Genomic DNA, 4,611 nt, shown 5'->3' on the forward strand with positions numbered 1-4,611 from the left:
GTCGGGCCGCTGGCGGGCGAGGTGACGGTGACCTGCGACTTGCTGCGGCGCGGCCGCAATACCGCGTTCGTCGAGGCGCGGATCAGCTCATCCGAAGGGCTGGGCTTCATCGGCACGTTCATCTTCATGAACACGCGCGCGAGCAAAATTGCGTTCGAGGGCGTCCATCGCCCCGACATGCCGCCCCCGCCTGCCGAAGGCGAGACGCGCAGCGGCCCGCCCGAGTTCTTCACCCATCACATGGAATATCCCGAAAAACGGCTTGAGCTGGGCATGAACACGCCGCGTCTTGCCGCCTGGCACCGCCTCGCCGCGCGCGACGGGCTCGATCCGATGACCGAGCTGTTGTGCATCGGCGATGGGCTGCCGCCCTCGGCGATGGGGCTGATGGAGGCCTCCGGCCCGATCAGCAGCATGAACTGGCAGGTCAACATGCTGACCGACGCGCCCGAGACCGACAACGGCTGGTGGCTGCTCGAATCGGTCACCCACCATGCGCACCATGGCGCATCGAGCCAATATATGACCGTGTGGAACAGCAGACTTGAGCCAGTGATGACCGCAATGCAGAGTGTGGCCTTGTTTGTATAGCCCCCCAGTCTGTCCCGAGGGAACTCGGCAATTCAAGAACAATATCGCTTAGGAGAGAGCCATGAAAACCCGCATCACAGACATGTTCGGCATCCAGCACCCGATTATCCAGGGCGGCATGCATTATGTCGGCTTTGCCGAGCTTGCCGCCGCCGTCTCCAATGCAGGTGGCCTTGGCATCATCACCGGGCTGACGCAAAAGACGCCGGAGGATCTCGATGCCGAGATCAAGAAGTGCAAGGCGCTGACCGACAAGCCATTCGGCGTTAACCTCACCTTCCTGCCGGTGCTGACCGCACCCGATTACCCCGGCTATGTCCGCGTGATCATCGAAAACGGAGTCAAGGCGGTCGAGACTGCGGGCAACAACCCACAATCGGTGCTGCCTTACCTGAAAGAAGCGGGCATCAAGGTCATCCACAAATGCACCAGCGTGCGCCATGCGCTCAAAGCCCAATCGATCGGCTGCGATGCGGTGTCGGTCGATGGCTTCGAATGCGGCGGGCATCCGGGTGAGGATGATGTGCCCAATATGATCCTGCTGCCCCGCGCCGCTGATGAGCTCGACATTCCGTTCGTGGCGTCCGGCGGCCAGGCCGATGGTCGCTCGCTGGTCGCATCGCTGGCGATGGGCGCGGACGGCATCAACATGGGCACCCGCTTCATCGCCACCCAGGAAGCGCCGGTGCACGAGAACGTCAAACAGGCGATTGTCGCGGCCAGCGAACTCGACACGCGGCTGGTCATGCGCCCATTGCGCAACACCGAACGCGTGATGACCAATGCGGCGGTCGAGGAATTGCTGCTGATCGAAAAGGAGAAGGGCAAGGACCTGCAGTTCACCGACATCATCGAGCAGGTCGCGGGCGTCTACCCGCGCATCATGATGGAAGGAGACATGGATGCAGGGGCCTGGTCATGCGGCATGGTTGCCGGGCTGATCCACGATATCCCGACGTGCAAGGAGCTGATCGACCGGATCATGACCGAGGCTGAAACCATCATTCGCGGGCGACTTGAAGGGATGCTGGCCGCGTAACCGGCAACGCTTGCGGCTGCCCTCACTCTTTCGGCAAGGTCAGCGTGAAGCGCGCGCCCTGGCCGGGGGCGCTGTCAACGCTCAAAGCGCCGCCCATCGCCTGCGCCAGCCGCCGCGAGATATACAGGCCAAGCCCGCTGCCGCCATCGCCGCTGCGGCCCAGCCGTTCCCACTTGTTGAACAGGCGCTGGCGCTCCTCCTCGGTCAGGCCAGGCCCCTGATCGGCGACGGTGACGCTCGCCCAGTCGGGGCCGTCATCAAGCCGCAGCCAGATCATCGAACCATCGGGCGCATAGTTGATCGCGTTGCCGAGCAGGTTGAGCAGCACCTGCAGCACGCGGCGGAATTCGCCGGTGGCGCCCATCGCCTCCTCCTCGGCGGGCCGGTCGATGCGGATCGAGCGGTCAGCAGCTTTCAGCGCGAGCAAACCGGCGGCGCGGCGCGCAATGTCGGCGAGGTCCACCGGCTCACGCGCGGCGCTAAAGCCGCCCGCCTCAATGGCCTCAAGATCGGCAAGGTCCTCGACCAAGGCCAGCAGATGGCGTCCGGCCGAGGCGATGTCGCTGGCATAAGCCGCATAATCGGCGCGCAGCGGGCCTTCCAGCCTGCTACCAATGGTTTCGGCATTGGCGATGATCCGCCCGATGGGCTGGCGCAGCGCCGGGCCGATCTGGGTGCCGAACAAGCGTTCGAGGCTCTGGTCATCGAACATCGGTGGTGGGGGTGGCGGAGTATCAGATGCTTCCGCTGCGTCCTCATCGACCGGCAGCAGCAGCAGGTCATAACCCATCACCACCCCGTCTGCGCCGTGGTCGGCGCGCAACTCGACCTGCCACGCGCGACCATCCTGAGCGAGCATGACCGTCTGACCGGCGAAATCGACCGGCAGCGCATCGTCATCAGCCTCGCCCGGCGGCGTTGGCGTCAGCAGTCGCGACAAGGGCCGCAACACATAGTCCGCCTCGGCATCGCCCACGCTGCCCGCATAGCCCGCAGGCGGCACGAAGCGCAGCACCCGGCCCAGCCGGTCGGCGCGGATATAGCCACTGTCATCGCCAGCCTTGCGCGGGCGGGCGGCGCGCAGCAGGCGCGGCATTACTTGTGGATTTGGCACCGGCTTTTCATGCCAGCGGCTGATCTGCAGCAGCACGCCATCGGCACGCGGCGCGCAATCGCACCACAGATCGATCAGCACGCCATCGCCTGCGATTGATACCGGGCGCGACAGCCGCATCCCCAGCCGCAGCGCGGCGCGTGCAAGGTCCGCCAGCTGCGGTACCGCCAGTTCGCCATCGGCCAGACCGCCAAGAGCAATGTGCAAAGCCATCAGCCGGTCATCGGCGCTGACCACGCGCGCGGCGCGATCAAGCTGCACCCAGCCGTCTGCGGCGAGCGTCGTTGCGGCCCTGCCGCCCGGATAATCGCCCGCGCTCATGCCAGCAGCGCCGCGTTGCGCCAGCCAGCCACCAGCCGCGCGGCATCATCTGCGGTGACATTGGCGACGGCAGCGCTGTCTGGCAAAGCCTCGGTTGGGGTTGCGCCAAGCAGCGCCAGATCGGCAAGCACCTGCACAATCTTGTCCACCGGCACATCGCAGGCGCGCAGCACAATCACCAGCCGGGCAAGTCCGGCATCGCGCGCCATGTCGATCAGCATATCGAAGCCCAGCCCGCTCGTCCGCGCGAGCATCGCAAACAACAGCGACGGGCCGTTGTCCGCCATCGCCCACGCGTCGCCAGCACGCGGCAATTCGAGCAGATGGCAAAAGCGCAGCATCCGGTTGGGCCGCCCCAGCCGTTCATCAAAGCGCGCCAGCAGCGGCTCTGCGGCGTTGCGCAGCGCCACAGGGTCGCCGCCCTGCGTGGTCTGCAGCCAGCCGACCATGCGCCACACCAGCCCGGCAAGGATTTCGGGCGGCAGTTCGTCTAGATCGATCCGATACGCGGCGGCGTTGGCGAGAAACCGGCTCTGCGCGACGATCACCGACATCGCCGCTGCAGCGATCTCATCCTGCGCATCGCCGACCTCGGCCTCGACGCGCGCGGGCAACTCGGCACTAAGCATGCCGATAAAAGGAGCGTTGTGGCACAGCCGCGCCTCGATCGCGCGGGCAAAGCACAGGCGGGTGGTGGCTTGGCATTGCAGCACGACGCGTTCGCTGATCTGGGTCACGTCGATGTCCGCCTGATCGGGCCACAGCGCCTCGTGCAGCTGCTCGGCAAGCGATGCGGCAAAGCCCCCGGCGAGGCCGAGATCGTCCTCGCGCAGCGCGATTGCCGTAGCCGGTGCCAGCGTCTGACGGATCAGCACCGGCAACGCGGCAGCACCTGTCGCCTGCTCTGCCGCCCGGGCGAGCAGGGCGTCATCGTCCTGCGTGACCGCAAACGCTTGGGTCCTGTCCGTTTTCATTGCTGTATCGTCTAGCGATTGCTGGTTAAAATGCTGTTAGTTGAAAGCGGGGGTTTGCCGGTCAAACCGGTCTATCTTTACCTGGCCGAGCCAGCCCGGTTGCGCCGGACATCCACAGCAACAGGCCAAGCAGCGCAAGGTTCCACAACGCCAGCACGCCGATCAGCGCGCTGAACGGCAGCGCAATCAACGCCGCCAGCGCCAGGAGGCTGTGCGATCCGCCCAGCCGCGTCCAGATCGTCTGCCGCTCCTCTGGACCAGACCGGACGAGCGCCGACAGTCCCAGCACCATGATCGCGGCGAACAGCGCGAACAGCCGTTCGCTCGCGGCCACCGCCAGCACGGTCAGCGCGACAAAGGCGAGCACGAATACGGTCTGGCGGGCGATCTTTTCAGCCGCGCCGGTGGCATTGCCCAGAAACCGGCCAAACAGGCTGTCGTGCAGCCCGGCTGCCGCGCGGCTGGCGAGCAGGATCCCGAGGCCTGCTATCACCCAGCTCACCGCGCCCAGGCCAATCGCTGCAAGCGGCCCGACGATCCCGAAGATCCGCAGCGCAGGGCGACTCCAGCGC

5 protein-coding genes are annotated in these 4,611 nt (G+C 65.9%); 2 read left to right on the plus strand and 3 right to left on the minus strand.

All coding sequences use genetic code 11. The features are described 5' to 3' along the window. Both ACEW8G_RS00385 and ACEW8G_RS00390 read left to right on the plus strand, forming a co-directional pair. Positions 1 to 591 (plus strand): thioesterase family protein (locus ACEW8G_RS00385; protein ID WP_373486475.1); only part of this gene is annotated, 591 nt, incomplete at its 5' end. A 61-nt stretch (positions 592 to 652) separates the two neighbouring features. Next, the gene (locus ACEW8G_RS00390; RefSeq protein ID WP_373486476.1) at positions 653 to 1,630 is read left to right on the plus strand and encodes an NAD(P)H-dependent flavin oxidoreductase; all 978 of its coding nucleotides are present in this window, start codon (positions 653 to 655) and stop codon (positions 1,628 to 1,630) included. 22 nt (positions 1,631 to 1,652) lie between these two features. Here ACEW8G_RS00390 and ACEW8G_RS00395 read toward each other — a convergent pair whose 3' ends face one another. From ACEW8G_RS00395 to ACEW8G_RS00405, 3 genes are all read right to left on the minus strand, one after another. Next, positions 1,653 to 3,065, minus strand: a complete 1,413-nt coding sequence (locus ACEW8G_RS00395; protein WP_373486477.1) for a sensor histidine kinase — start codon at positions 3,063 to 3,065, stop codon at positions 1,653 to 1,655. Next, a complete protein-coding gene (locus tag ACEW8G_RS00400; protein ID WP_373486478.1) occupies positions 3,062 to 4,039 on the minus strand; it encodes a hypothetical protein in 978 nt (325 codons plus the stop codon). Before ACEW8G_RS00400 ends, ACEW8G_RS00395 begins: the two co-directional genes overlap by 4 nt. 61 nt (positions 4,040 to 4,100) lie before the next feature. Continuing rightward, positions 4,101 to 4,611 (minus strand): hypothetical protein (locus ACEW8G_RS00405; protein ID WP_373486479.1); only part of this gene is annotated, 511 nt, incomplete at its 5' end.

The sequence above is a fragment of the Blastomonas sp. genome (genome assembly GCF_041747255.1).
Taxonomy (GTDB): Bacteria; Pseudomonadota; Alphaproteobacteria; order Sphingomonadales; family Sphingomonadaceae; genus Blastomonas.

Coding starts and splice junctions, on each gene's coding strand:
- ACEW8G_RS00400 (WP_373486478.1), bottom strand. CDS start 4,039: ATGAAAACGGACAGGACCCAAGCGTTTGCGGTCACGCAGGACGATGAC.
- ACEW8G_RS00395 (WP_373486477.1), bottom strand. CDS start 3,065: ATGAGCGCGGGCGATTATCCGGGCGGCAGGGCCGCAACGACGCTCGCC.
- ACEW8G_RS00390 (WP_373486476.1), top strand. CDS start 653: ATGAAAACCCGCATCACAGACATGTTCGGCATCCAGCACCCGATTATC.